General features: G+C 71.0%; 21 protein-coding genes and 1 pseudogene. 8 read left to right on the top strand and 14 right to left on the bottom strand.

Translation table 11 applies throughout. From position 1 onward, the window contains the following. The first annotated feature begins 69 nt into the window (after positions 1–69). Together ACIPUC_RS13420 and ACIPUC_RS13415 are read left to right on the top strand one after the other, a co-directional pair. Complete coding sequence (locus ACIPUC_RS13420; protein ID WP_446589318.1) at positions 70–753, top strand: response regulator; 684 nt, start codon at positions 70–72, stop codon at positions 751–753. Between the two features lie 166 nt (positions 754–919). Then, positions 920–1,975 (top strand): hypothetical protein, encoded by a 1,056-nt coding sequence (locus ACIPUC_RS13415; RefSeq protein WP_446589316.1) that lies wholly within the window; start codon positions 920–922, stop codon positions 1,973–1,975. A gap of 81 nt (positions 1,976–2,056) precedes the next feature. On the opposite strand, the gene ACIPUC_RS13410 is transcribed toward ACIPUC_RS13415, so the two are convergent. Further along, positions 2,057–2,755 carry a helix-turn-helix transcriptional regulator gene (locus tag ACIPUC_RS13410; RefSeq protein ID WP_446589314.1) on the bottom strand — a complete coding sequence of 233 codons (699 nt, stop codon included), beginning with the start codon at positions 2,753–2,755 and terminating at the stop codon, positions 2,057–2,059. A 62-nt stretch (positions 2,756–2,817) separates the two neighbouring features. Here ACIPUC_RS13410 and ACIPUC_RS13405 point away from each other — a divergent pair, with 62 nt between their 5' ends. From ACIPUC_RS13405 to ACIPUC_RS13390, 4 genes are all read left to right on the top strand, one after another. Next, positions 2,818–3,252 (top strand): hypothetical protein, encoded by a 435-nt coding sequence (locus ACIPUC_RS13405; protein WP_446589313.1) that lies wholly within the window; start codon positions 2,818–2,820, stop codon positions 3,250–3,252. A 142-nt stretch (positions 3,253–3,394) separates the two neighbouring features. After that, positions 3,395–5,236, top strand: coding sequence for a glycoside hydrolase family 15 protein (locus ACIPUC_RS13400; protein ID WP_446589312.1), 1,842 nt, complete (start codon positions 3,395–3,397; stop codon positions 5,234–5,236). After that, complete coding sequence (locus ACIPUC_RS13395) at positions 5,233–5,715, top strand: hypothetical protein (protein ID WP_446589311.1); 483 nt, start codon at positions 5,233–5,235, stop codon at positions 5,713–5,715. Before ACIPUC_RS13400 ends, ACIPUC_RS13395 begins: the two co-directional genes overlap by 4 nt. Before the next feature lie 226 nt (positions 5,716–5,941). Then, positions 5,942–8,068 carry a SpoIIE family protein phosphatase gene (locus tag ACIPUC_RS13390; protein ID WP_446589309.1) on the top strand — a complete coding sequence of 709 codons (2,127 nt, stop codon included), beginning with the start codon at positions 5,942–5,944 and terminating at the stop codon, positions 8,066–8,068. Positions 8,069–8,185: 117 nt separating this feature from the next. On the opposite strand, the gene ACIPUC_RS13385 is transcribed toward ACIPUC_RS13390, so the two are convergent. The 3 genes and pseudogenes from ACIPUC_RS13385 to ACIPUC_RS13375 form a co-directional block, all read right to left on the bottom strand. Next, a complete protein-coding gene (locus ACIPUC_RS13385; protein ID WP_446589308.1) occupies positions 8,186–8,692 on the bottom strand; it encodes a C40 family peptidase in 507 nt (168 codons plus the stop codon). A gap of 695 nt (positions 8,693–9,387) precedes the next feature. Then, positions 9,388–9,543 (bottom strand): annotated as a pseudogene (locus tag ACIPUC_RS13380) (class I SAM-dependent methyltransferase); the annotation flags it as partial. 17 nt (positions 9,544–9,560) lie between these two features. Continuing rightward, on the bottom strand, positions 9,561–11,099 hold the full coding sequence (locus tag ACIPUC_RS13375) for a hypothetical protein (protein ID WP_446589307.1): 1,539 nt from the start codon (positions 11,097–11,099) through the stop codon (positions 9,561–9,563). A gap of 269 nt (positions 11,100–11,368) precedes the next feature. Here ACIPUC_RS13375 and ACIPUC_RS13370 point away from each other — a divergent pair, with 269 nt between their 5' ends. Then, on the top strand, positions 11,369–12,856 hold the full coding sequence (locus ACIPUC_RS13370) for a hypothetical protein (protein ID WP_446589306.1): 1,488 nt from the start codon (positions 11,369–11,371) through the stop codon (positions 12,854–12,856). Positions 12,857–12,890: 34 nt separating this feature from the next. Here ACIPUC_RS13370 and ACIPUC_RS13365 read toward each other — a convergent pair whose 3' ends face one another. From ACIPUC_RS13365 to ACIPUC_RS13345, 5 genes are all read right to left on the bottom strand, one after another. Continuing rightward, positions 12,891–13,379 (bottom strand): hypothetical protein, encoded by a 489-nt coding sequence (locus ACIPUC_RS13365; protein WP_446589304.1) that lies wholly within the window; start codon positions 13,377–13,379, stop codon positions 12,891–12,893. Between the two features lie 86 nt (positions 13,380–13,465). Continuing rightward, positions 13,466–15,589 (bottom strand): PIG-L family deacetylase, encoded by a 2,124-nt coding sequence (locus ACIPUC_RS13360; protein ID WP_446589303.1) that lies wholly within the window; start codon positions 15,587–15,589, stop codon positions 13,466–13,468. Positions 15,590–15,932: 343 nt separating this feature from the next. Beyond that, positions 15,933–16,829 carry a geranyl diphosphate 2-C-methyltransferase gene (locus ACIPUC_RS13355; protein ID WP_446589302.1) on the bottom strand — a complete coding sequence of 299 codons (897 nt, stop codon included), beginning with the start codon at positions 16,827–16,829 and terminating at the stop codon, positions 15,933–15,935. Positions 16,830–16,843: 14 nt separating this feature from the next. Further along, positions 16,844–18,220, bottom strand: a complete 1,377-nt coding sequence (locus ACIPUC_RS13350) for a family 2 encapsulin nanocompartment cargo protein terpene cyclase (RefSeq protein ID WP_446589300.1) — start codon at positions 18,218–18,220, stop codon at positions 16,844–16,846. A gap of 114 nt (positions 18,221–18,334) precedes the next feature. After that, entirely contained in the window at positions 18,335–19,747 is a 1,413-nt protein-coding gene (locus tag ACIPUC_RS13345) for a family 2B encapsulin nanocompartment shell protein (RefSeq protein WP_446589299.1), read from the bottom strand. Between the two features lie 594 nt (positions 19,748–20,341). Here ACIPUC_RS13345 and ACIPUC_RS13340 point away from each other — a divergent pair. Next, complete coding sequence (locus ACIPUC_RS13340) at positions 20,342–20,743, top strand: cupredoxin domain-containing protein (protein WP_446589297.1); 402 nt, start codon at positions 20,342–20,344, stop codon at positions 20,741–20,743. 101 nt (positions 20,744–20,844) lie between these two features. On the opposite strand, the gene ACIPUC_RS13335 is transcribed toward ACIPUC_RS13340, so the two are convergent. Genes ACIPUC_RS13335 through ACIPUC_RS13315 form a run of 5 tightly spaced genes read right to left on the bottom strand, consistent with a single transcriptional unit; the run spans position 20,845 to position 24,895 of the window. Continuing rightward, a complete protein-coding gene (locus tag ACIPUC_RS13335) occupies positions 20,845–21,555 on the bottom strand; it encodes a hypothetical protein (RefSeq protein ID WP_446589296.1) in 711 nt (236 codons plus the stop codon). Further along, a complete protein-coding gene (locus tag ACIPUC_RS13330) occupies positions 21,552–22,430 on the bottom strand; it encodes an ATP-grasp domain-containing protein (protein ID WP_446589294.1) in 879 nt (292 codons plus the stop codon). The genes ACIPUC_RS13335 and ACIPUC_RS13330 overlap by 4 nt, the downstream gene beginning before the upstream one ends. Next, the gene (locus ACIPUC_RS13325) at positions 22,427–23,278 is read right to left on the bottom strand and encodes a hypothetical protein (RefSeq protein ID WP_446589292.1); all 852 of its coding nucleotides are present in this window, start codon (positions 23,276–23,278) and stop codon (positions 22,427–22,429) included. Before ACIPUC_RS13325 ends, ACIPUC_RS13330 begins: the two co-directional genes overlap by 4 nt. After that, positions 23,265–23,969 (bottom strand): hypothetical protein, encoded by a 705-nt coding sequence (locus ACIPUC_RS13320; protein ID WP_446589291.1) that lies wholly within the window; start codon positions 23,967–23,969, stop codon positions 23,265–23,267. The genes ACIPUC_RS13325 and ACIPUC_RS13320 overlap by 14 nt, the downstream gene beginning before the upstream one ends. Then, positions 23,966–24,895 (bottom strand): LLM class flavin-dependent oxidoreductase, encoded by a 930-nt coding sequence (locus ACIPUC_RS13315; RefSeq protein WP_446589290.1) that lies wholly within the window; start codon positions 24,893–24,895, stop codon positions 23,966–23,968. Before ACIPUC_RS13315 ends, ACIPUC_RS13320 begins: the two co-directional genes overlap by 4 nt. Between the last annotated feature and the right edge of the window lie 357 nt (positions 24,896–25,252).

Below are 25,252 nucleotides of genomic sequence, written 5' to 3'. Positions count from 1 at the left end.
CCCCCGCCCCCGGGTTGATCTGCGGGGCTCGCCGTTCGCACGGCGGTGCCTCGGCCGTAGGCTCGCCGCGTGGCAGAGACGACGAAACCGAGCAGCCGACCGGTCCGGGTCCTGGTGGCCGACGACGAGGCGATGGTCCGGGCGGGCGTGCGGGCCATCCTCGCCAGGGACCCGCAGGTCGAGGTGGTCGCCGAGGCCGGCGACGGGCACGAGGCGATCGCGCTCATCCGCCAACACCGGCCGGACGTGGTCCTGTTGGACATCCAGATGCCCGGCCTGGACGGGCTGACGACAGCGGCGCGGCTCCACCGGGAGCCGGCGCCGGTCGGTGTGATCATGCTGACGACCTTCGGCCAGGACGAGTACGTCACCCGCGCCCTGGAGGAGGGCGCCGACGGGTTCCTGCTGAAAGCGGACGACCCGAGGGAACTGCTCAACGGGGTACGGGCGGTGGGAGCCGGCGGGGCCTACCTGTCCCCGCGGGTCGCCGGCCGGGTCATCGCCGGACTGCGCGCCCATCGGGCGGCACATCCCCACCGCTCGCTGGACCGGCTCACGGAACGCGAGCGCGAGGTGCTGGCCGGAGTCGGGACGGGGCTGTCCAACGCGGAGATCGCGAGCCGGCTGCACCTGGTCGAGGGCACGGTGAAGGCGCACGTCAGCGCGGTGCTCGCGAAGCTGGGCGTGCGCAACCGGGTGGAGGCGGCCATCGCCGCGTACGAAGCCGGCCTGGTCCTGCCACGCCGTGGCTGAGGTCAGGGCTGTCCGGTGCCCGAAGTCGACGGGGACGCGGCCCGGCCGCAGGGCCTGAGCCCGGGACCGGCACACGGCTACGTTGTCGATGGCCACGAGCAGGCTGCACATCGGGGTCGTGCACCCCGTCGGAACACTCCCGCCTGCGATGCGGAACGATGACCGCATGAACGAACAACGGGGAAGCACCGAAGAGGAATCCATCGCTGATCTCGCCCGGCGCATGGTCGCGGCGGACACCGGCGGCTGGACGCCGGACGGGGTGAGGGAGCTGGTGGCCGAGCTCGGATGGGCCTGGAACGGGACGGCGCACGGTCCCGTCCTGACGGGTCGCCCCTCGGGTGACGCCCGCCTGCGTCCGGTCGGCGAGTTCGAAGAGCGGTACGTCGACGGCGAGTCGTATGTGGAGCTCGCGGTCCCCCTGGCGGCCGCCCCGCCGGATGCCGCGGCGCAGGCCACCGCCTTCCGCGCCGCCCAGCAGGAAGTGACCGCGGCGCTGGGCAAACCGTCCGTCATGGGTTCGCACGGCGACATGGGGCCCTTCTACGACAGCGGGCCGATCTGGGGCGCGCCCTTCATGCGCTGGCGGGGCAGGCCGGACACGCTGGAACTGCGTGCGGGGAAGACGGGGCCGGAGCTGGTTCTGCAGCCCACCGACCCGGCGGAGAACTGGTTCTGGCGTCAGGGGGTCGGCGAGGAGCACTCGATCAGCGGCTTCTTCGGCAGCAATCGCGACCGGGCCAACGGGGGCCTCGGCTTCCCCGGCGGCTGGACTGCCCGCAGCTGGGAGACCGTCACCCGGTCGCTGGGCGACTTTCTGGGAGGGCTGCCCGCCGAGACCACCGCGCTGGGCATCCGGATCGGGATGCCGTTCTACGGGCGCACAGACCGCGGCGCACCCATCCTGTTCGACATGACGTGCGGCGATCGGCTGTCGATCGGCTGCTTCGCCCCGGACGGCGTCGATCCGGCCGCACTCGGCTGGGGCTCGGTCGCCGAGCACCCGGGCACTGCATCGGTCTTCGGCGACGACGATCCTGTGTGGCGGGTGGACGGGGGCGGCCCCGGCGAACCGGACGGCCGTGCCCTCGCGGAGCTGCTCGTGGCTACGGCCAAGGCGGTGGGGGTGAGCAAGCCGACCGACCTGATCGTCGGCGGCGAGGCCGAGTACGTGGACGGTTACTACGTCACCTACTACGGACTGGGCTTGCAGACGGGCTGACCGTTTCCCCCGGCGCGGCCGACGGGCCCGCGCGTGGCCCTGCGCGTGTACGACGACTTGGCCACCGCGGATCCGGTCTGCTCAGGAGGCCGGCTGCAGTCGGACGCAGCATTGGCCGGGGATCGGCGCCAGGCATGCCTCGAGCCCTGCGGTGTCCATGCCGCTGAGGACACCGCGCAGCAGGTGGAGGTTCATGCCGCACACCGTCTGGGTGTGCTCACGGGCCAGGGCGTGGAAGGGGCAGTTCGCCAGAACGATCGCGTCGTCCTCGTGGCGCGGCTCGAAGCCGTACCGCTCCAGCAGCTCGAAGACGTTCGACTCGTTCTGCTCGCCCAGCTGCGTGCCGAGTTCTTCGGCCTTGCGGTGCAGCACCTCGCGCACTGGCTCGCCGGTCGCGTCGGATTCCTCCACGGCTTGGGCGAGCAGCCGTCCGGCCAGCTCGTAGCGGCGGTCCGGCAGGGTGACGGCGACCTGCTTCGCCGAGCGGCGGTAGAGCTTGGCCGGCCTTCCCGCGCCCGGTCCGGAGCGTCCGCTGCGGCGCTCGTAGACGACGTCGAGCAGGGATTCGCCGGCGAGCCGGTCCAGGTGGAACGCGGCGGTCTGACGGGCGAGCCCCAGGGCGGCGGCCGCCTCGTCCCGGCTGACCGGGTTCGGCTGGCGCACCACGTGGTCGTACAGCCTCCTGCGGGTCGGCTCGTCGAGAGCGGCGATGGCGGAGACGTCGGCGTCGCGTACTTCCTTCGGGGTGTCCACGCACACCAGTGTAAAACCCACGGCCATTGACTAAAGAGCGGAGCGGGGGTTCTATTGTTAATGAACGTTGTCGTTAGAAGGAGCGGGTCATGTCCTCCGTAACCACAAACACCACCTCCGCCGCCTCGCGGCGGGCGGTGTTCACCGACCCCGGCTACCAGGCGTTCGTGATCCTGCGTACCGGCTTCACGGTGGCGCCGATCCTGTTCGGGCTGGACAAGTTCGCCAACCTGCTCGTGGACTGGCCCACCTACCTCGCGCCGTGGATCGACAACATCGTTCCCGGCAGCGCCCAGGCGGCCATGTACGCGGTGGGTGCGATCGAAATCGTCGCCGGCCTTGCCGTGGCGCTGGCTCCGCGCTTCGGGGGCTGGCTGGTCGCGGGATGGCTGGCCGGCATCATCGTCAACCTGCTGACCATCCCCGGCCACTACGATGTCGCCCTGCGCGACTTCGGACTGCTCCTCGGCGCCGTCGCGCTCGCACGGCTCGCCCAGCGGTACCACGCCGAGCCGCAGCGGTGAACGGCCGCCGAGCGCACTGAACCCCTCCGGCGGGTGGAGCCTCACGGCACCACCCGCCCGTGCCGTCCGTCGTGTACATCGCCTGGAACCGGGATCCGCCGCATGCAGGGCGGCGGAGGAGGGTCGATGAGAGGGTGAAGCCATGGGGACTTCTCCCAGAACCGACCGCCGTCGCCTGGTGACGGCACGGACCGGTGGCTACGTACCGCTGCGCGACTACGCGGTGATCGGCGACGGCCGGGCCGCGGCACTCGTCGCCCGCGACGGTTCGGTGGACTGGCTCGGACTGCCGGATCTGGACTCGCCCGCCGTCTTCGGTGCCGTGCTCGACGCCGACCGCGGCGGCCGGTTCCTCCTCCAACCGGCGGTGCCCTACCGCAGTGAACGCCGCTACCTGCCCGGCACGAACGTCCTGGAGACCACCTTCGTCACCGCGCAGGGCACTGCGCGCGTGACCGACGCGCTGACCCTGCACGACGAGGTCGCCCTCGCCCCGATGCGCGAGCTGCAACGGCGCATCGACGGTGTGTCCGGGGCCGTCCCGATGCAGTGGAGCGTGCGGCCCCGATTCGGCTACGGCACCCGCACCACGCGGGTGGTCCTGCGTGCCGGAGTGCCAGTGGCGACGGCCGGCGCAGACGCGCTCGCCATCTGCGCCTGGGAGGCCGGCGAGCCCCGGTGCGAGGAGGATTCGATCAACGGCAGCTTCCTCACGGCACCGGGCGGGAGCGCCCTGATCGCCATGCCGTTCGCTCACCAGGAGCCGCTGGTCCTGCCGGCCCGCGCCGAATGCGACGCACGCCTGGAGCGTACGTGCGCGGCCTGGCGCCGCTGGGCGGACGACCGGATCTACACAGGCGGGTGGCAGGCAGCGGTGCTGCGCAGCCTGCTGACCTTGAAACTGCTGGTGTTCGCCCCGTCGGGCGCGGTAGCGGCCGCGGTGACGACCTCGCTGCCGGAACACGTCGGCGGGGAGCGCAATTGGGACTACCGCTTCTCGTGGCTCCGCGACTCCGCCTTCACCCTGGCCGCGTTCCTCCAGCTCGGCTGCCCCGCGGAAGCGCGTGCCTACTTCTGGTGGCTGATGCACGCCTCCCAGCTCACCCACCCGCGCCTGCAGGTGCTCTACCGGCTGGACGGCGGCGCCCACACCACGGAGAAGGCCCTCCCGTGGGAGGGCTACCGCGGCTCGTCACCGGTCCGCACCGGTAACGCGGCCGCCGGTCAGGTCCAGCTCGACACCTACGGCGAGCTGATGCAGACCGCCTGGCTGTACGCACAGGCCGCCGGACGGCTGGACGCGGACGTCGCCCGGCGCCTGGCCGAGCTCGCCGACTTGGTTTGCGCCACGTGGCAGGATCCCGACTCCGGCATCTGGGAGGTCCGCAGCGCTCCCCGCCACTTCACCCAGTCGAAGATGATGTGCTGGGTGGCGCTCGACCGCGCCGCACATCTCGCCGAGCACCGCTTGATCCCAGTGCGGCACCTGGCCCGCTGGCAGGCCGCCCGCGAAGAGATCGCCACGTTCATCGAGACCCGGTGCGTCTCGCCACGCCGCAACTGCTACGTGCGCTCCGCCGGCAGCGAGGAGCTGGACGCCGCCGTCCTCCTCGGCCACCTCTACGGCTACGTCGGCGACGTCCCGCGCATGCGCGCGACGATCACGTCGGTGGGGCTGGAACTGCGGCACGGGCCATTCGTCGACCGCTACTCCGGCGAAGACGGCCTGAGCGGACCCGAGGGGGCCTTCCTCGCCTGCTCCTTCTGGCTTGCCGAGTCCCTGGCCCGCACCGGACAGCTCGCCCAGGCCACCGCATTGATGGACGAGCTGGTCGGCCTGGCCAACGACGTCGGCCTCTACAGCGAGGAGATCGACCCGGCCACCGGTGACTTCCTGGGAAACCTGCCCCAGGGGCTGAGCCACCTGGCGCTCATCAGCGCCGCCTGCGCCATCAACGCGGCCGGCAGGGAGGCCGGCGGGTGAGCGCCTGGGGAACGGCCGCCGGGGCGTTCGTCGGCACACTGGTACTGACCACCGCATTGCGCGCCGCCGGAGAGATGCGCCTGACGCGCATGGACCTGCCCTTCCTGCTCGGCACGGCGGTGACCGTCAACCGCACGCGCGCCAAGGCCGTCGGCTACCTGATGCACTTCCTCAACGGCGAGATCTTCGCGTTCGCGTACTACGCCGTCTTCCTCGCGATCGGCATGGCCGGCTGGTGGCTGGGCGCACTCTTCGGCCTCCTGCACGGCCTGTTCGCCGGCACCGCGCTGGTCGGCGTCCTCCTGCCGCTCGTCCACCCCCGGATGGGCAGCCCGCTCACCAGCGCCCCCGAAGTGGCCCTTCTGGAACCGCCCGGCTTCCTGATGCTCAACTACGGCCCGAGCACTCCTGTCGTCACCGTCCTCGCCCACATCGGCTACGGAGCGATCGTCGGCGGCTTCACCGAGCTCGGAGGCTGACAGGTCCGGGGTGCCGTCACCGTAGAGCGGGCATATGGTCGCCATATGGGTGACGGCCGGTGTGACTGGGGCGGCGCCCGGATGCCGGAGCGTTCGGGGGCGGCCGGCCACCGGTATCGCCGGGGCCGGGGGCTCCGTTCCTGCCCTGGCATGGGCGCCGGGGCGGCCCGCAGCCGCCTCGGGCGCGCACGGTCCGCGCCCAGCACGGCCGACGGGCTCTGAGGGCATGCAGCCGGCAGCCTCCGCCGCAGAACCGGGCCTGGAGCAGCTCGACGGCGCCGTAGCCGAATTGGTCCAGGCCACAGGGGCTTCCGTGGCTCTGGTCTATCTGCTTCCTGCAGGTGAGCGCGTTCTGCACCTGGCCGTGGTCTCAGGAGTTCCAGGACACATCACTGCTCCGTGGGCGCGGATCGACCTCGGCGCACCGATCCCGGTTGCGGACGCCATACGCGACGAGCGCCTGGTGTGGTTGGGCGGTCGGGAGGAGGTCGCGCGGCGCTACCCCCGGCTCGGGCTCGTCCTGCCCTATGACTTCATGCTCGCCGCCGCCCCGATCAAGCACGGCACCACCGCATGGGGCGGCCTCGTACTGCTCTGGCCCGTCTTTCGCCCGCCGGAACCGAGCCCGGCCGAACGCGCGGCGATTGACGCCTTCTGCAGTACGGCCTGGGTGGTGCTGCAGCAGGCTGCAGGCAGCGGGCGTCTCTCGCTGCCGGTGGACACGCCGCGTGTGCTGCCCCCGCCCACGTCCCGTGTCCCCGAACGGGACGAGGCACTGGCCGTGGTCAGCTTCGCCGAGCGCCTGCCGGTGGGCTGCTGTGCCATGGACCTCGACGGTCGCATCACGTTCATCAACTCCGCCGGCAGCGACCTCGTCGGCGCCGGTGCCGCGGTCCTTCGGGGTGCCCGGCCCTGGGAGGTGCTGCTGTGGATGCGCGAGCCCGTATTCGAAGATCATTACCGTGCGGCGGTGGTCAGCCGCCAGCCCACGTCCTTCACCGCCCTGCGTCCACCGGACACGTGGCTGTCGTTCCAGCTCTACCCCGACGCTTCTGGTATCAGCGTCCACATCACCCCCGCCTCACCCCCCGGGGGGCCAGACGTACGACGGCACCCGCTGCCCTCAGCGGAGCTGGCCAGCGTGACGTCCCTCTACCATCTGATGCACTTGGCCGCCGCCCTGACCGAAGCCGTCGGGGTACGGGAGGTCGTCGATCTCGTCGCGGACCAGATCGTGCCCGCCTTCGGTCCCCAAGCCATGGTCCTGCTGACAGCGGAAGACGGCAGGCTCCGCATCATCGGCTACCGCGGATACACCGCCGAGCTGATGGACCGCTTCGATGCCGAGCCGCTGACCGCCCACACGCCGACGGCACGGGTCCTGAGCACCGGTGTGCCCAGCTTCTTCGCCACCTTCGCCGAGCTGAAGCGCGAGTACCCCGCAGCCGTCCATCTGGACGACATGGCCTCCTGGGCCTTTCTGCCTCTGATCGCTTCCGACCGTGTCGTCGGCTCCCTCGTCCTCGCCTACGGCCAGCCGCACTCCTTCGCCCCGGCCGAACGCGCCGTACTGACCTCACTGGCGGGCCTTGTCGCCCAGGCACTGGACCGCGCCCGCCTCTACGACACCAAGCACGAGCTCGCCCACACCCTGCAATCGGTCCTGCTACCGCACTCCCTCCCCCGCGTCGAGGGCCTCGACGTGGCCGCCCGCTACCTGCCCGCGGGCCGCGGCATGGACATCGGCGGAGACTTCTACGACCTCATCCGCCGCGACGACACCACGGTCACCGTCGCGATCGGCGACGTCCAGGGCCACAGCATCACCGCGGCCGCCCTCATGGGGCAGGTCCGCACCGCCGTCCACGCCCACGCCACGATCGGCACGCCACCCGGCGAGGTGCTCGCCCGTACCAACGGCCTTCTGGTCGACCTCGATCCGGGTCTTTTCACCAGCTGCCTGATCGCCCACATAGACCTCGCACAGCACCGCGCGCGTCTCGCCACCGCCGGACACCCCCCGCCGATCCTCCGCCATCCCGACGGACGAACCGAAGTCCTTCATGTGACTCCTGGCCTGCTGCTCGGAATCGACCCCGGCGCCAGCTATCCGACCACCGAGATCGCCCTGCCCCCCGGCAGCATCCTGGCCCTGTACACCGACGGCCTCGTCGAAACACCCGGCACCGACATCGACGACACCACAGCCGCCCTGGCCCGCCGGCTCGCACAGTTGGAAGGCCCCACGATGGACGACGTCGCTGACGCCCTCGTCGCATACGCCAGAGCATCCGCACCCCGCCACGACGACATCGCCCTCCTCCTCATCAAGGCACACGCCGCCGAACAGTGAGGCCCTCCACCCCCTCCTCGACGACAGCCGGCGCGGGAACGCCGCCGCGTCGCCCACGAGGTCACGAGGTCACGAGGTCACGAGGTCACGAGGTCACGAGGTCACGAGGTCACGAGGTCACGAGGCACGCCCATAGCGGACGCTCCCGCTCCAGATCCGTTCCAGCCGCACGTGGGCGCCGGGGCGGGGGGCGTGCCAGATCTTGTCATTGCCTGCGTAGATGCCTACGTGTCCCATGGTCGAACCTTTGGGAAAGAACACCAGATCGCCGGGCGTGCGATGTCGCCGGGAAATGCGTGAGGTGTGCTCGTACTGCTGCTCGGCCGTACGGGGCAGCCGTCTGCCGGCTTTCCGGAAGGAGTAGAGCGTCAGGCCGGAACAGTCGAACCGCTTGGGTCCTGTAGCACCGCGGGCATAGGGGGCGCCCTCCTTGGACGCGGCCACGGCCAGCGCCCGGATGCCGTACGGTGCGGCCGCCTCGGCGGACGGCACCGGGCCGGCCAACGCGCCCAGCGTCAGGAGGAAGAGGAGCAGGAAGACGCGCGGGAGGCGGAATCTAGCGGCGCGGCGAATAGGGCGTTGAGCCTGTCGAGCCTTACTGGAGCCGGTCCTTGAAACAGACATCGAAAATACCTCCGCGTTCGGATGCAGCGAGTGACCGGTCGGTCGGATAATTGACTAAGTCCTCCCCTCATTGCAGTAGTTCGTGAGATGCGACGGCCGACAAGTTTTCACCGGTACCGCGCACAATTCACGTTCGGACACGGGCTCGGGTGTCTCGGTTCTGCAAAAGATCCGCAAAGTTATGGAAATCATTTCCGGGAAGGAGAATCCGACTCGGCGTGCCCGGTGGATAGTTCGCCTATTTGCCGCATCGATGGCCTTCTCGCCAGAGGAAAGGGCGCCCCCTGGGGTGCCAACAGACCTCATCCGCCCAGCTGGTGCATATGGCTCTCGATGCACGCCCCTGCAACCCGCCTGAAGCAGGCAGGGCTGACGGGTACCGGTACCGGCGCACGCCAGCAGGCGGTGCAGCAGATCATGATCAGCGGCCGGTTCGCGGCGTAGTCCGACCAGTACTCCTCGCCGAATTCCTCCACGCCGGCATCCGAGACGTCCCCCGGCCGATCTCGTTGGCCAACGATGGTCCGCCGAAGTCAAAGCCCCGGTTCTACACGAACAGGAAGAACTCACCGTCGGCAACGCGGCTGTTCCGGATGTTGTGCATCATCTGCTCGATCTCCGCGACGTCGGTCGCGTAGTTGAACGCCTGCACGGCCACGGCGACGTCGCAGGGGCTGATCGAAGGTCCGCAGGGTGGCCGTGGCCGCGACTTCGTATGCAAAGCCCAGGGGCTCGGCCTTCTCACGGGCGTTGGCCGCTTCGATCACCACGCTGGAGATGTCCAACCCGAAAATGCGGGACGCAGCGCGGCGCTTGAGCTCGCGGCTGTAGAAGCCGGTGCCGCAGGCAATTCAGTTTGCCCGGACGGTCAGCGGCGGTGGATCCGGCTGACGCCGTACCACTTCGACACGCACGCGGCGACCCAGTCCCGCTCGTAGGTCCCTGTGAAGAAGGGCTCGGCGAGAGCGCCGATGTACAGGGGCCGGTAGCCCACGTCCGTGGCGCCCCGCGCGGTCTCGGTCCGGATGCGGGAGTTCTGGGCGTCCCAGGCCACGGAACGGGCGACCGTGGTCGTCGTGAGCTGCTGGACGTTGGGGACGAGCGCGGCCACCGAGGCCAGCGCCAGGCACCACGCCACCGCGGCGCCGGCCACCAGGACCGCGTCGGCGGTACGGCGGCGCGCGAGCCGGCGGCCGCCCCACACTCCCAGCAGTGCGCCGTACCCGCAGAGCGCCAGCTCCATCGGTACGAGAAAGCTCGTCCAGGTGCGGGCGTACGTCCACCCGTCCGGGCCGTAGCCACTGCGCAGGCCCACCACGACGGCGAACGACCCCACCAGCACCACGGGCACCGGAAGCAGCAGCACGGCGGTCAGCACCGGGCGCGGGACGGTCCGCCGCGGCTCCCGCTTCCCGGGTGCTGGCGCGCGGAGCCCGCACGCCAGGCCCAGGAGGATGCCGACGGCGGCGGCTCCGAGGTAGGCCCACTGGCCGGTCACGGAGTCCCACACGTGCAGCCAGTCCGCGAAGGTGCCCCCGAGTTCGCCCGCGGAGAGCGGCGACTCCTCGTCCGACTGCTGCGCCCGGCGCCATCGGGCACCCGGGGAGGTGTAGAGCACGACGAGGCCGCAGAGCAGGCCGGAACACCAGAGCAGGCACCAGGTGGAGGGATACCAGTTGCGCGCGAGGCCGAGCCGGGGCAGGCAGAGCAGCCCGACCCCGACGGCGAGCAGCCCGCTGACCAGCGCGAACGGCTCGCTCAGGGTGCCCAGCGCGACAGCGGTGAGGAATGCCGAGGCGAAGCCGGCCCGGCGTGCGGCGGGACGGGGATGGCGCGCGGTCCGGATGGCCAGCAGGAGTGCCCACAGGCCGATGACGCTCGGCACCGTGTGGGAGATCGTGGCAGGAGCCCACAGCAGGACCTGATAGCTGCGGGTGCCCGCGAAGTAGATCGGCGCCTGGACGACCAGGGCGCAGGCGGTCAGGACCAGCACACGGGGCCGGCCGCCGAGCAACCGTATGAAGTCACGTCCCAGCAGGACCAGTCCCGCGGTGAAGGAGACGGCGATGGCCATCGGCAGGATCTTGGTCCCGGCCAGTCCGTCGCCGTAGACGACACCGCTCAGGAAGGCGTTGGCGATCCTGCCGTTCTGGGTCATGTAGAAGTCGGACGTGATGCCGAGGACGCCCAGGTCACGGGCTTTCCACGCGGCACACCAGTCGTCGGACGTGGGCCGTACGTAAAGACCGAGGAAGCATCCGACGGCGATGAGGGCTCCGGCCGCCGCGACGAGCGTCGCCGCCGCCGTCGGGAGGAGCCTGCGCAGGAAGGGGTGGCGGCCGGTTCCCCGGCCCACTTCGGCGGCAGGGGTCCCGACGTCCTCGCCCTCGATCGCAGCCGTGCTCATTCACCACCCCTTCGCAGCGGGCCCGGCCGGAGGGGCGGCCGATGCGTCCCGCCGGCTGCGGTGACCGCACGGCCCGCGAACACCCATGATGTGCACGGCTCGCCGCCACCGGCATCCCGGGTGCGCCAGGACGGTTACGCGGGCGCGAGCCCGCTCGGGACCCGCGCTCACCCGGCCGGCGGGTGTTCCCTGGCAGCCTCCGCACGGCTCTTCCAGGATGGGTATCCAGACGGGTCCGGGCGTAGGCGGGACCGGTGGAGGGAGTGGCGATGCCGCGTGTCCTGCTCAGCCGTTGGGCGGTGGTCTCGGCGGCCTTGGCGAGCGTCGTCGTTCCCGTGTGCGCCACGGGCCAGCCGGGCCGTGGCCAGGCCGAGCGCCGGTACGTGCCTCCGGCGGTGTTCGTCGCGCCCGCTGCCGTAGCGCCCGCCCTCGCGCCCGCCGTCGCACGCACCGTCGTCGCACGCACCGTCATCGCCCCCACCGTCGGCCTCCTGTCCAACACGACCGCCGTCCACGGCGTTCCGGGGTCCGTCGCCCGAGGCGCACGGTACGTCGAGGGGAGCAACGTCCTGCGGCTGGCGTCCGGCCGGTGGATGTACCTCCCCGCCGCCCGGACGGCGCCGGCCGTGGTCCCGCCCGGCCATCCGCCGGCACGGCAGCAGATCGCACAGAGCCGCGCCTGGCTGGCCTCCGGCCGGGTCCCGGGCCGGTCGCCCGAGCACCGCGCGGCGGCCGAGCGGGCCCTGCTGTCCCTGCGCGCCCTGCTCCGGCCGAACGGCGCCGTGGCGGCGGGATGGAGTCCCGGCTGGCAGTACTCCTGGCCGCGCGACTCCAGCTTCGTCTCCGCCGCGTTCGCACACACCGGCCATGACGCCGAGGCCTACCGGATCCTGCGCTACAGCGCCGCGACCCAGCGCAAGGACGGCACCTGGGAGGCTCGGACGAAGCTCGACGGATCCGGCCCGCCCGACGGCAGGCGGTGGCAGCTCGACGCCAACGGATGGGTCCCCTGGGCCACCTGGCAGTGGTACCGGACGGCCCCTCCGGCCACCCGCCACGCCCGGCTGCTGACCCTCTACCCGATGATCCGCAAGGCGGCCGACCACGCGGCGGCCTCCCTGCGGAAGGACGGACTGCCACCTGCCTCCCCCGACTACTGGGAGCTGATGACGAACACCACGAACATCGGTACCGCCGCGCCCCTGCTCGCCGGGCTCAACGCCTCCGCGGACCTCGCGCGGGAGGCGAACCGGCCGGACGACGCGGCGCGCTGGGCCCGGGCCGCACAGCGGCTCTCCTCCGGGATCTCCGCGAAGTTCTTTCCCCTGGCGTACCAGCGCACCGTCGACGGACGGCACGGGCGCGACAGCGCGGTGGCGTTCATGGCGCCCCCCTTCAACGCGGCCCCCGCCGACCTGTCCGGCGCGCTGGACTCGACGTACGGGGCGCTGCTGCTGCCCAACGGGGGGCTGACCCCCGGAAACGACCCCGCAGCGCCCTGGGGCGGATACGCCTGGACTCCGAGTACGGCGTTCTTCGCGCTCGCATGGGCCGCCATGGGGAGGCCGGAGAAGGCCGGACCGGTCCTGGACTGGGTCTTCTCCAAGCGGAACCCGCTCGGCGAGCTGCCGGAGAAGACGGACAAGGAAGGCAGGCCCGCCTCGGTCGCCCCCCTCGGGTGGACGGGCTCGATCGCCGTCCTGGCCCTCGTGGCGCTCGACGGCACGGCGCTCCCCACCCCGCCCCTGCGGCCGTAACCGGGCGCCGCGGAACCGGGCAGGAGTACGGGTGTCAGACGGGCTGCGCCCCGTCACCCGGGGGCGGCGCGGTGCGGACCTTCTCCAGCGCGGCCAGGAGGTGTCGGTAGGCGAGCTGTTCGGCCGCCACCGCCCGCCCGAGCGGGAGGTAGTACGGATCACGGCGGGAGCGGGCCTCTTCGGCGGCGGCCAGGCGTATCTCCCTGGCCCGGTCCACCTGGTTCCTGGCCGCGACGTACCCGTCGTCGAGGAGCCGGTGCTCGAGGACCTCTGCGAAGGCGCGCTCCGCCAGAGCGTCGAGCTGGTCGAGGTCTTCGGCACAGCGCTCGGGGGCCCTTCCGGCGCAGCCTTCTTCCAGGGCCCGGGACAGCGATCCCACGGTCGCCCCGAGCTCCGGGTACCCCCAGGCCGGCGCAGAATCGTTCCTGCATCCGGCGGCGAGGGCCACCAGCGCGGCGACACAGGCCACCGCGCGGACCGCCCCCCGTCCCGTGCGCCCGCGCACGGTGGAGCAAGAGGTCATGGCAGCTCCGATCGCCGGTGGTCGGATGGACAGGAGCCGGCCCCGGCCACCCCACGTGGTCCGGCCGCCATCGTCGCCCGGGCCGGTCAGCGCTGCCACCCGGAGCCCACCCGCCCGGCCTGCGCGATCGTCGCGGGCTGGACCGCCCGGTGCCACGGGGAGGAGGGCGGGCCGCTGCCGAACGGCTCGAATCCGGCCGAGGGAGCCGTCGTGACGTGCAGACCGGCGTCCAGGCCGAGGGCTGCGGCGACGGCCGAGCCGTCCGGCTCGGCCACGGCCGCCGGCGCGCCCGTGTAGAGCACCTGCGACTCGTACCAGGACGGCGCGCCGTCCGGGCCCGACACACCGATCGTGCCCGCGCCCGCGCGGCCCGCGAGCAGGTGGCCCGCGACGCCGACGGCGCCGTAGCCGCCCTCGCCGCCCGCCTCGGTGACCGGGGAGAAGGTCGGCGCGGGCCCTCCCGCGCCGACCAGGGTCGTCCCGACGGTGCCCGTGCCGGGGCGCCGGAAGTACAGGCGGACGCCGTCGCCCTGCGGGCTCGCCGAGAGCGGACCGGTGGTTGCCGGCAGCCCGGTCGCGAAGGGGCCGCCGAACGGGTCGTCCGGGGTCGGCTGAACCCAGGCCAGCACGGTCTGGGCCGTGGCCGCGTACACGTGGCGCCGCCCCGCCCCGTCGGTCGCGGTGACCGGGTCGCCCTGCAGACCGGTTCCGCCCAGGGCCTGCCACGCGCCGAACGCGCCGTCCGCGGTGGCCTGTGGGCGGGCCCGCAGGGTGCGCCGGGAATCGCGTACGTACACGGTCATCCGGCCCGTACCGTCCACGGCGACGGACGGTGCACTGATCGCCGAGGTGCCGGGTATGTCGTCTATGTCCGGAGTGCCCAGCGACTTCCACGGGCCGAACGCGCCGTCGGGCGCGGCCTGGACCGCGTACACGAGGTCACGGCCGTACTCCTGGGGTGTGGGGCCGAGCCGGGTGCGGGTGCCGAAGACCGCGATCCTGCCGTCGGGGAGCCGGGCCGCCGCCGCGCCCGAGTCGAAGCCGTCACCGGGGAGGAACCGAGGTCCCTGCCAGGGGGCCTTGGGGCCGCTGCGCGACCAGTGCGCCATACGGCCGTCCAGAACGGCGAAGGCCCACAGCCGGCCGGAGGCGCCCTCGGCCATCCAGGAGGTGCCCTCGCCCCGGCTGTAGCGGATGGTCTGGTTCCATCCGGCACCGGTGGGCCGGGTCGCGGTCTTGCGGTCGCCGCAGCCGGCGGGGCTGCCGCACCAGTCCTGGTGGTCCGTCCAGGCGTAGGTCTTGAGGTAGCCGAGCTTCTCCTCGGCCGTCTGCGGGTCGAGCGTCGGGGGCAGGGAGCTGTTGGGGTAGCTCACGTAGTTCTGGATCGCGAAGTGCGGCCGGTCCGTGGACTGCGCGTAGCGATCGGCCGCGGCCTGCACGAAGCGGGCGCCGTACACGTGGTCCTGGTGGTCGAGGAAGGCGCCGCCGTGCGAGCGGCCGGGCGTCGGGTCCTGCGTCCGTATCGTGGTCGGCCGGTACATCGCGAAGATGTCCGCGATGGCCTCCACGGCCTGTTCCTTGGTGTACGAGAACGAGGTCTTGACGGGGGTCCCGGAGGTCAGCTGGGCGCCGAGGGCGGGAACCCTGCCGTCCCACAGGCCGCGGAGGCTGTCCGGGTTGTCGTCGGAGATGCTGCGGGCCTCGCGCAGCTGCATCCACACGAGGTTCACCTCGGGCCTGGCGACGAGGACGTCGACCTCGGCGCTCCCCCCGCCGGCCGTGGGTATGGAGGTGCGCTGCCAGGCGCTGGTGCGCTCGCCGGTGGCCATCTGCGCGTAGGCGGCCCGTATGCCGTTCTGCCGGGCCTCCGCGTAGGCGGCGCGGTCGGCGGGGCCCGCGGGATCCTCCAGGTGGGGGCTGTGGGCCTCGTTCCTGCCGTCGGACTCGCCGGAGGTCAGGTAGACGGTGGCGACCTTGACGCCCGCCGATATGGAGCGGCTCAGGTCGGGGTTCATGAAGAAGAGGTCGTCGTCGGGATGCGCGACGACCTGGAGGACCGTGCCTTCGGTCACACTCGGGCGCGGGGCCGCCTCGAGGGCCTTCGGCTCCTGCGCGCCGCCGTATCCGTAGGCCCAGGTCGTCACGCCGGCGACGCCGACGGTGAGCGAGACGAGCAGGGTCGCGAGGCGGGTGCGGCTGGCCAGGGACATCTACAACGCCTTGAGGATCGGTCCGGTGCGGAATTCCGCCGAGGGGGGTGAGTCGGTGCCCCGATGGCTCCACCGCTTCCGGGAGACGACCGCGGCCGATTATGCCCCGCACGTTTGCGACTGACACAGCATCAAGAGGTATATGACGGCAAATAAAATTGAATGCGCGATATAGGTAACTTGGGTTGCTTGTCCTATTTGCTATCGCTTGAGTGATGACTCGCACACCACCCCGAGGCTGTGACCCACTTCACGCCGCCGCGGGCGCCGAGCCGATCAAGCCGGAAGCCGAGTGGGCCGGGTTCGTCTGGTGACGCCTCCGGCCCTTGCGGTGGGCGGTCGGTCAGATGCGGTCGGCCGCAATCAGGAGGTACTGGAAGGAGCCGTCCTTGTACGAGTTGATGAACGCCTCTTCGATGCCGGTGACCAGGCGGGACGTGGCCCGCAGCTCCCAGTAGGGCAGGGTCGCGGGAGTCAGGTCGATGACGGCCTGCGGGACGAGACGGTTGTCGGCCATCGCGCGCATGTACTCCCGGCGGGAGTGGATGTTGCACTCGAAGTGCGCGTTGATCTGGGAGACCCACTTCGAGGGCTGGCCGTAACGCGGGTTCCAGCAGCCGGTGATGGTCAGGTAGCGGCCGCCGACCGCGAGGATGCGGGAGTGCTCGGCGAAGAGGTCGTGCAGGTCGACGTACATGCTCGACTCGTTGTTCCACGAGGCCGCGGCCTGCCCGGTCTCGAAGGGCGTGCTGAGCATGTTGCAGACGCGGGCGTGGACGTGGTCCTCGATGCCCAGTTCGCGGGCCCGCTGGTTGGCGAAGTCGGCCTGCTTGGCCGACAGGGTGACGCCTTCGACCTTGCATCCGAAGCGCTGGTGGGCCATGACCATCGAGCCGCCGCGGCCACAGCCGGCGTCCACGAGCGTGTCGTCGCGATCGATGGGGCCGAGGTGGTCCAGGAGGAGTTCGGCCTGCGCTGACTCCAGGCGGTGGAGCTCGGCGATCAGCTTCTTCTCGTATGCGCTGTCCTCGGTGTCGCCGAGCGCGGCGTGGTCGACGTCGCCGATGCCGTAGTGGTGGTGGTAAAGGCCGTCGATGTCGCCGAGACGCAGGTTGACGGGCCTGGCCTCGTTGTTCCAGTAGCGGGCGATGTCCCCCTGGTAGGGCGTTGCCGGGGTGGGGATGAACAGGGAGGTGTCGGCAGAGGTGCCGTTGGTGGTGGTGAGTTCGGTGCCAGTCACGGATAAATCCATCCTTACCAGAAGTTGGGCAGGCTGTAGCGATAGGTGTTGGTCTGGTGCCAGTAGTGGTTTCCGTCGACCCATACGGCCACTCCCCGCAGGAAGCGCAGCACGCTCGGGACGGGGCAGGCGGCGGCCAGGGCGGCGGCTGCGGCTTCGAATTCGTGCATGAGGTCGTTGTGGACCTCGACCGCCTTCAGGTAGGCCTCGCGGTCGGAGAGGCCCTCGCGTTCGGCGAGCACTACGGGCAGGTTCAGGTGTCGGCCGGGGCTGGCGAGTTCCTTGGTATACGAGTAGAGGTCGTTGACGATGGTGGTGGCGTTGCCGGCGAGCGCGATGACCCGCTGCATGGCGGGCTGGGCGTGCAGGTCCGCCGGCAGTTCGTATCCGCCGACGGTGTCGGTGATGGTGGGGCAGGGACGGAAGTTGTTGAACTGCCGCATCGCCAGGTACTCCCACACCTCGGGCACGTACTCCGTCTGGGCCCAGGCCGCCTCGGCGAGGTACCCCATGTGCAGACGGGCCATGTCGTGCCGGAACCGGTCGGCCTGGGAGGGGCCGGCCTCCTGGAGGAAGTACTCCATGGCGGACCGGTAGGCACGCCGGGGCGCGTCCGAGTGGAGCGACTGCGCCCACTCCGGCTGGTACTCGTTCGTCGTGTGGAGGGGGTCGAGGGCGGTGTGTGCGAGCAGCAGGCGTCCGCCGAGGCCAATCGGTGAGCCGCCGTGGTCCTCGCAGTAGCAGTCGTCGACCGCGTTCTCGGCGACCATCAGGCGGGTGGCGAGCATCAGGTGCTCGATGGTGGGAGCGTCCGGATGGCAGGCGACCATGTAGCGCCCCACCAAGAAGCCGTCGAACTCGTCCTCCCAGTCCTCCGGGTACAACTCGACCTCGTCCAGCGCCCAGGCCTTGATCCTGCGGCTGACCTCCTCCACCCGCGCCGGGTCGGGCTCCGGCACCGGGTGGTAGTAGAGACCCGGGATCGGAGTGCCCGCCGGAGCCTCGGGCTCCACGGGTGCCGGAGGTTCCTCGCGCCGGGCCGGGTGCAGGCTCGCCGTGCCCAGACCACTGGGGCCGCGCAGGATCCGTTCCAGCACAGGGCTCTGTCGCTTCACCACTGCAGCCCCCTCCCGTACGTGCTGGGCCACCAGGTCGCCACCCGGACCGACGCCGGGTACCGGCACGTCTACGGGCACGGCCCCCGCGGCTGGGACGGGAACGAAGGGCAGGGCGGGGCCGGACGGCAGGGCGCGGCCGGCAGGCAGGACAGGCCGGGCTCCGACTGCGGCTTCGAGGCCGGAGGCCTGGGCGTTGGCGAGGACGGGGGCCCCGAAGCGGGCCGCGGCGGCGGGCAGGCTCGACTGCAGAGGGGAAAGCCCAGGATCGGGCATCCGTGGCTCCTTGGTGAGGTGGGGTGGACTGTCCCGGATCCCGGGCGTGCTCGTCCGGCCCGGGAAGGTCCGGGCTGTCGTGGCTGTCTTGGCTGTCGCGGCTCGGGCGGGCCGCTAGTCGCGCCTGCGCGCGATCTGCACGTTCTCCAGCACGCCGAGCGCGTCGGGCACCAGGATGGCGGCGGAATAGTAGGTGGAGACGAGGTAGGAGATGATCGACCGTTCGTCGATGCCCATGAAACGCACCGACAGGCCGGGCTCGTACTCCTCCGGCAGACCCGTCTGGTGCAGGCCGATGACGCCCTGGTTGTCCTCGCCGGTTCGCATGGCGAGGATCGAGCTGGTGTTCTCTTTGCTGATGGGGATCTTGTTGCAGGGCAGGATCGGGACGCCGCGCCAGGCCGGGACCTGCTGCCCGCCGACGTCGACGTGGTCCGGGTAGAGCCCGCGGGCGTTGAACTCCCGCCCGATCGCCGCGATCGTCCGGGGGTTGGCGAAGAAGAACTTGGTGCCACGGCGGCGGCAGAGCAGCTCGTCGAGGTCGTCCGGGGTGGGCGGGCCGGAGTGGGTCTGGATCCGCTGCTTGAAATCGGCGTTGTGGAGCAGACCGAACTCCCGGTTGTTGACCAGCTCGTGCTCCTGGCGCTCGCGGAGCGCCTCGATGGTGAGCCTGAGCTGCTCCTCGGTCTGGTTGTGCGGCCCGTTGTAGAGGTCGGCGACCCTCGTGTGGATCCGCAGCACCGTCTGCGCGATGGAGAGCTCGTACTCGCGGGGCTTGAGCTCGTAGTCGACGAAGGCGCCGGGGAGTTCGGCCTCGCCGGTGTGGCCGGCCGACATCGCGATCTCGGCTTCGCCGTGCTTGTTCTGCCGCTGGTGGGGAAGCGAGCTGAACTCGCGGATGTGGGCCTGGAGGCCTGGGGCCGCGGACAGCACGGCGGCGAAGTCCGCCCGGGACAGGGTGAGCAGGGTGCCGGGGGTATCGGCGGTGGCGGTGTAGTCCCAGCTGGCGTCGGCGTCCAGCAGGGCGTTCTCGCCGAACCGGTCGCCGTCGGCGAGTACGGCGACGGCGACCGCGTCGCCGTACTTGCCGACGGAGGTCTGGCTGATCCGGCCGTGGGCGATGAGGTGGATCTGCTCGGCGGGGTTGCCGCGCTCGACCAGTACCTCGCCGGCCCGGAAATCACGCTGGACGCACCGGTCGGCGATCGCGGTCAGTACTTCCTCGTCCTCGAAGCCACGCAGCATGGCCAGTTCGCTGAGCTCGCGCGGGATCACCCGGACGTCGCCGCCGTCCTGGATGAACTCGATGCGTCCGTCGCCGACGGTGTAGCTGAGCCGGCGGTTCACCCGGTAGGTGCCGCCCTTCGTCTCCACCCAGGGGAGCATCCGCAGCAGCCACCGGGAGGTGATCTCCTGCATCTGCGGGGCGGACTTGGTCGTGCTGGCAAGGTTGCGGGCGGCTGCGGTGCTCAGGCTGGACTGCTGGGGCGGCTCCAGCTGCGCTTCCGGGCTGGTGTCGATGGTCATCGGGGAGCTCTCCTTCGTAAGGGCGGTGATCGGCGTTTATACACATCACCGGAAAAGAGGAATAGAGAGGGTGAATATCCGGGAACCCGTCTAGATCAGGTGAAACAGTATCGGCGGACGGGTCCGGACACCCCTGATGAGCCGCCGCATTACCTCGATGCAGCGATCTTGCCCAAGACGGGTTGACCTTGGGCGGCCGACGGGCTTCGGACCTGGTCGAGAGCACGCCCGGTGTGCGGCTGGCCGCCCGCTCCCTTCCCTCATCGGGCATGCGGGGACCGGAGCCGCCGCTCCTGGTACCTCGCCACGAAGTGCCCCGGCGGCGGCGGCCTGGGACACTGGGGGAAGAGACTCAGATCCGAACGGCAGCACGCATGGGCGCACTGCACTGATTCTCGACACCAGGCTGTAAGGCATCGCGCGGCTGTGGTGCGTCGGCCTGCTGGTCCACAGCAGGATCGATACGGCCGACTACCAGCGGCGCATGAGCCGCCTCGCCCACGGCAGGCGGACGTGAACCGGCCGGGCACAGGTCATGAAGGCGAGACCGTCAGGGCCGGCCAAAACCAGCACATATCCGTGAGAGGGGTGGCCATGTCGCTCACCCGTTCCCGCCGCATTCGTCACCGTACTCGGGGAGCAGCGGTCGGCGCCGCCTGCGCCTTGCTCACCATCGTCGGCGTCACCAGCACCAGCGCCGCGCCCCTGTCCCCACCTGCCAGCGCGTCTGCCATCACGGTCGAAGGCACAGAGGTTCACATCCGAGGCTTCAACTTCGTCCCTGCGGAGGTCAAGGTACGCGCCGGCGCCACCGTCACCGTGGTGAACGATGACTCGGCTCCGCACACCCTGACCGCCACCGAGGGGGATGCCTTCGACACCGGCACGATCGAAGGCGGCGAGTCCGGCACCTTCACCGCACCGTCCAAGCCGGGCAGTTACCCGTTCCTCTGCTCCCTCCACCCACAGATGAAGGGGACACTCATCGTCAGCTGACGCGCCACGTCGTCACCGAGCCCGGCCCGGCACGCCGATTGGCATGCCGGGCCCGTCACGGTGAAGGCCGGTAGCCGACGGGATTTGAGCCGGGGTGCCGGTCACCAGTACAGCAGCCAGCGTCCCTCGCACCACACCCCGTGTCCCTGGAGGGTGAGCCGCTCGTCGTCGGGTTCGACGCGGGTGCTGGGCGCGACCTGGTGCAGGGTGTGGCCGGAGTGGATCACCATCTGGCCGGGTGTGTAGGGGACGTACTGCTTGGTGTGGAAGCGTTTGAGGTCGGAGGCACCCTCGATCCAGCCCTTCTCCGAGGCCCGGCGGAACTCCTCGTAGCTCGCGTCCCAGATGTTCAGGCCGCCGCCGGCCGCGGGCAGCCTGAGGGGCAGGGTGAAGGACAGCAGACGGGTCAGGTCGGTCCCGGGGGGCCAGGTGAAGGACCGGTACTGCATGTCGAAGTGCACGGGCGCCTTGGGCTTGGTGAACACGGCGGCGGCCAGCCATACGTGAAAGCCCGGCATGGCGAGGTGCTCGGGATAGTGGACCGGTGCGCCGAGGTGACGTGCCAGGACGTCCGCGAGCCGCGTGTACAGCCGGCCGAAGGACTCCCACAGGAGCGGCCTCGAGGCATCGGCCCGCTTCTGGTACTCGCCGGCCTCCGGGTTCTCGGCGAGGTCGAGGTAGCTGGGCGTGCCCAGGGTGAAGAAGGCGGCGGGTTCCGGGCCGCGCGGGATCCAGTGCTCGCGCAGGCCGTGCACGGCGTCGCGGAGCGCGGCGCTGTCGGCCTCGGTGAGCACGGTCAGCCGGTCGATCACGAGTGCCTCCCCTGCAGCAGGGCGAGAAGCGATGCGGTGATGTCACCGCCGAGCCGCCGGTCGTACCAGTCGTACGCCGGCATCGGATTGACCTCCAGGCACCAGTGCGTGCCGTCGTCGGCGACCTTGAAGTCCCAGCCCGCGAAGGCCATGCCCAGGAAGGCGGTGTGGCGGACCACCTGCGCGGCGATCGGTCCGGGCAGCTCACACGGGGTGAACACCGCGTCGGGGTCGGTCCGGTAGTCCACCGCGCCGGAGACGATCTCCTCGGCGTGCACCCGGTCGTGGACGACATGGGCTCGAACGTCCCGGCCTTCGACGTAGCGTTGCAGGTGCACCGGTCCCTGCCAGGGGTCGAAGTCGGCCAGTTCGCCCGGGAGGAGGAGCCGGCTGGTGGCCCGTACCCCCGACACCGCCTTGACGAGGGTCGGCCCGGCCCCGGCGAAGGCCCGCAGCCGCTGCGGCGAGGAGCTCGTGATGCTGGGGGGCACCTTGAATCCGGCACGGGTCAGCGACCATTCGTGGAGCGGCTTGGACCCGTTGTCGGAGCGGATCGAGGGGCGGTTGACGACCAGGCCCGGGATGTGGTCCAGCCAGGCCGTGAGGGCCGTGGTGAGCCAGCGCCAGCGCAGCGCCTGTTCCCGGTCCTCCTGCAGGGCCGACAGGTCGTTGATCCGGCAGTAGTACGACCCCTCGGGGTCGAGGGTGTGGTCGCCGAGCCGCGCCGGGCGGTCCCCGCCGATGGCCAGCCGCCAGTCGTCCTGGCGCGCCACCTCCCGGAGGTCGACGGCCTCGACGTGGACATCGCGGGCCGCGGCGGCGGCGGTGAAGTGCGCGATGGTGCTCTCGGAGGCGAGTCCAATGGTGTAGATCACGGGAAGAGCACCTTCAGGAGTTGCGGGCCGAGCCCGAGCCAGACCATGCGCAGCTGCTCGACGTCGGGGAACGGCTCGACCACGACCGGCTTCGCGCAGTGGAGGTCCGGGGATATCCGCCAGACCACGGAGGCCAGTTCGAGGCCGAGCCGCGCGACGATCCCGGTGCTGCGCTCCTCGAGGCGGAGCCCGTCGAGTTCGACGGCGCTGCAGGGCCATGCGTGGTCGCCGAGGACCACCACGTTCTCGAAGAGGGGATCGGGGTCCGACCACCTCGCGCGGTAGGGGCCGGATCCGGCCGGCCGCTCCGGCCACGGCCGTGTCGTCCACGAGGCCAGGTCCTGCACCCACCACTGGGTGCCCTCCCCCGCCCCGGCCTCCCCCGCCGCCTCCGCCGGTCCCTCTGGCTCGGGGGGCCGGGAGGAGAACACCTCCACCGAGCCTACGGGCAGCCCGGCCCGCAGCTCGGTGAGGACTCCGGACGCGGAGACACCGGTGCCGAGGCCGCCCGGCGCCGGACGGTTGATCACGGGTGCCGCGGTCAGGGCGGCGGCGGCCCACAGCTGCGCCAGGCACTCGTTCAGCTGGAACTCGGCGTCGAAACTGATCCTGAGCAGGGGCGGGGCGGGCAGCCGTAGCATCATCGGCAGCACGGGCTCGACGACGGGCGCGGCGCCGTCGTCGACGGTGACGGTGAACATCTGCGCGGCGTCGAACACGTCGAGGACCGCGGCCTCGTGTCCGCTCTCCACCACGAAATCGCGTACCTCGGTCGCCACGGGGTCTTCGGGGTCGGCGACGACGACCAACCCGGAGAAGCCGGCGTGGGGCACATCAGATGACGACACCGCGCCTCCTCAGCAGTCGGTTGATCCGCGAGGACCGCAGCTCCGCTGCGGTCTCCTGCTCTTCTGTCAGGTGTTCCGCCAGGGCCTCGACCGCGTGGGACATGCCGGAGGCGCCGGGGCCGTTGTCCGATGCGGGCCCGGGCGAGGCACGGTCGGAGCCATGGTCCGAGCCGGGGGGCTCGGGCGGCCGCCGTACGAAGGCGGTCGGCCCGGGTGGGGCCATGGCCCCGTCGAAGCCGTCCTTTCCGTCCTTGCTGTCCTTGCCGTCCTTGAAGTCCTTGGTTTCCTTCCCGTCCTTTCCGTCTTTGGTGTCCTTGGTGTCCTTCGAGTCCTTGTAGTCCTTGTAGTCCTTGGCCTCCTTTCCGTCCTTTCCGTCCTTGCTGTCCTTGGTGTCTTTGGTGTCCTTGTAGTCCTTGGTGTCCTTGCCGTCCTTGCCGTCCTTGGAATCCTTGTAGTCCTTGGTCTCCTTGGTGTCCTTGCCGTCCTTGAGGTCCTTGTGGTCCTTGCCGTCCTTCCACCTCTTGCGCGCCTCGTGCGAAGCCACGACGACAGCCGCCTCCGCCTCCGCCTCCTCGGGCTCGGAGAAGGTCCGGCCCCGCTGCGGGACTCCCGTGAGCATCCCGGTGACATCGCGCCGTTCGGCGGCCGACAGGAAGGGCCGCACCCGTGATTCGTCGACGGTCCACGTCATTGGTTCACCTTTTCTGTGGTCGGCCGGGCCCCGGCTCGGTACCGCCGCAGCGCGGCGCGGAGGCGGCTTTGGGCTTCCCCGTGATGCGGGTTGAGGTTGAGGACGAGGTGGGAGACGCCCAGTGCCTCGTACCGGCGCAGACCCCGGGCCACCTCTCGCGGTGATCCGGTCAGGACGTCGGCGCCCGGAGGGGCTTCCCCGCCGCGGCCGTCCTCCCCCTCGACGCTCACGTTGACGCCGAGCGTGACGCCCAGCGTCGCCGGATCGCGCCCTTCCCTCAGGCAGCTCTCCCTCACCCTGGAGAGGACCTCCACGGCGCCCGACGGAGAGCCGAACCAGCAGGAGTTCCACAGGTCCGCGTACCGTGCCGCCAGCGCCATCATCCGGGGCCGGTGCGCGGCCACCAGGACGGGCGGACCGCCGGGCCGAGGACCCCTGGGGCGCAACTCGCCGCTGCGCACCCAGTGGTGACGGCCGGTGAAATCCGCGCGACCGGTCCGCAGGAGTGGAACGATGATCTGCAGCGCCTCCTCGAACCGGTCCACACGGTGGTCGAAGGGGACGCCGAAGGCTTCGAACTCCGGCACATGCCAGCCGCTGCCCAGGCCGAGGATGAGACGGCCCCGGCTGACCTCGTCGAGGGTCACGGCCATCTTGGCCAGTACGGCCGGGTTGCGGAACGCCGTGCACGTCACGAGCGAGCCGAGTTCGACCCGCTCGGTCGCCTCGGCGAGCGCCGCCAGTACGGTCCAGGACTCCCAGATGCCTTCGCTCGTCCCGTCGTCGCCGCGGAACAGCAGATGGTCGAAGACCCACAGCGAGTCGAAGCCCGAGTCCTCTGCCTGGAGGGCCAGCGATCTGATCTGCGCGTACGAGGGCTGGCCGGACGGGTATTCGGAGAGTGGCAGAACAAGGCCGATCTTCATCGTTCCCCCGGACTGCTCGTGTCCGCGACTCCACCGAAAGTACACCGAGTGAGGATTCGTCACAATCCGTTGACAGCAACTCCGTTGAGCGATATTGCGAGGTGGCGAGGGAGTCATGTGGCACGGCACGGTGGGTTGAAGTCGACCGCCGTGAAGTACTGCGCCCACTGGGCTCTCGTGATCCGGGGGTGCGCGCTGTCGCAGATGCGGGCGGCGACCCTGTCCAGGCCGGTCCGATCGGAACGGGGACGGCAGTTCCCGGGGCTGCGCGGATCCCTCCGGCACCCGAGGTGCCGGGCCGGGCCGGCGTTCAGAGGTCCCAGCTCTGGCTCCGCGCGCCGTTGCAGCCCCAGCTCA

The organism is Streptomyces sp. LARHCF249, from assembly GCF_052871255.1.
Note: the sequence above shows the minus strand (reverse complement) of the source record. Positions and strands in the feature narration are given on the sequence as shown.

Coding starts and splice junctions, on each gene's coding strand:
- ACIPUC_RS13415 (WP_446589316.1), top strand. CDS start 920: ATGAACGAACAACGGGGAAGCACCGAAGAGGAATCCATCGCTGATCTC.
- ACIPUC_RS13410 (WP_446589314.1), bottom strand. CDS start 2,755: ATGGCCGTGGGTTTTACACTGGTGTGCGTGGACACCCCGAAGGAAGTA.
- ACIPUC_RS13405 (WP_446589313.1), top strand. CDS start 2,818: ATGTCCTCCGTAACCACAAACACCACCTCCGCCGCCTCGCGGCGGGCG.
- ACIPUC_RS13400 (WP_446589312.1), top strand. CDS start 3,395: ATGGGGACTTCTCCCAGAACCGACCGCCGTCGCCTGGTGACGGCACGG.
- ACIPUC_RS13390 (WP_446589309.1), top strand. CDS start 5,942: ATGCAGCCGGCAGCCTCCGCCGCAGAACCGGGCCTGGAGCAGCTCGAC.
- ACIPUC_RS13385 (WP_446589308.1), bottom strand. CDS start 8,692: ATGTCTGTTTCAAGGACCGGCTCCAGTAAGGCTCGACAGGCTCAACGC.
- ACIPUC_RS13375 (WP_446589307.1), bottom strand. CDS start 11,099: ATGAGCACGGCTGCGATCGAGGGCGAGGACGTCGGGACCCCTGCCGCC.
- ACIPUC_RS13370 (WP_446589306.1), top strand. CDS start 11,369: ATGCCGCGTGTCCTGCTCAGCCGTTGGGCGGTGGTCTCGGCGGCCTTG.
- ACIPUC_RS13365 (WP_446589304.1), bottom strand. CDS start 13,379: ATGACCTCTTGCTCCACCGTGCGCGGGCGCACGGGACGGGGGGCGGTC.
- ACIPUC_RS13360 (WP_446589303.1), bottom strand. CDS start 15,589: ATGTCCCTGGCCAGCCGCACCCGCCTCGCGACCCTGCTCGTCTCGCTC.
- ACIPUC_RS13350 (WP_446589300.1), bottom strand. CDS start 18,220: ATGCCCGATCCTGGGCTTTCCCCTCTGCAGTCGAGCCTGCCCGCCGCC.
- ACIPUC_RS13345 (WP_446589299.1), bottom strand. CDS start 19,747: ATGACCATCGACACCAGCCCGGAAGCGCAGCTGGAGCCGCCCCAGCAG.
- ACIPUC_RS13340 (WP_446589297.1), top strand. CDS start 20,342: ATGTCGCTCACCCGTTCCCGCCGCATTCGTCACCGTACTCGGGGAGCA.
- ACIPUC_RS13320 (WP_446589291.1), bottom strand. CDS start 23,969: ATGACGTGGACCGTCGACGAATCACGGGTGCGGCCCTTCCTGTCGGCC.
- ACIPUC_RS13315 (WP_446589290.1), bottom strand. CDS start 24,895: ATGAAGATCGGCCTTGTTCTGCCACTCTCCGAATACCCGTCCGGCCAG.